General features: G+C 33.4%; 1 pseudogene. It reads right to left on the reverse strand.

The annotated features are described in order from the left end of the window. Nucleotides 1-389, reverse strand: a pseudogene (locus tag KVT11_RS19565) (DNA-binding domain-containing protein); the annotation flags it as partial.

Below are 389 nucleotides of genomic sequence, written 5' to 3' on the forward strand. Positions count from 1 at the left end.
CGAATTTGATCGACGTCAGAACTTTTAATGAAATAAACTAACTGTTGCGTCATATCTTTCACATCTTGCACGAGTTCTTCTTTTTCTCGTTTTAACCTTTCGTTTTCCAATTGTAGCGCACGCAATTCACTTTCTAGACTACTTCTATTAGACTCTTCTTTAAAATGCCCTGCAGCCATGTTAGAAAGCTTATAAATACCCTCCATAAACTGGCGTAATTCATCTTCTTTTCTTTCACTATGTTGACTAATTGTTTCAAAGTTATCAACGATACCAGATATAACTGTTACGAGGCTTTTTTCACTCTCTTTATGCTGGATTTCCTCTTTTAATACTTGATTGTTTTCTTTTTTCATTTCAACGATTGTTTCTTTTACAGGTGTATATTT

It is taken from the genome of Bacillus sp. GbtcB10, assembly GCF_019091365.1.
GTDB lineage: Bacteria > Bacillota > Bacilli > Bacillales > Bacillaceae > Bacillus > Bacillus altitudinis.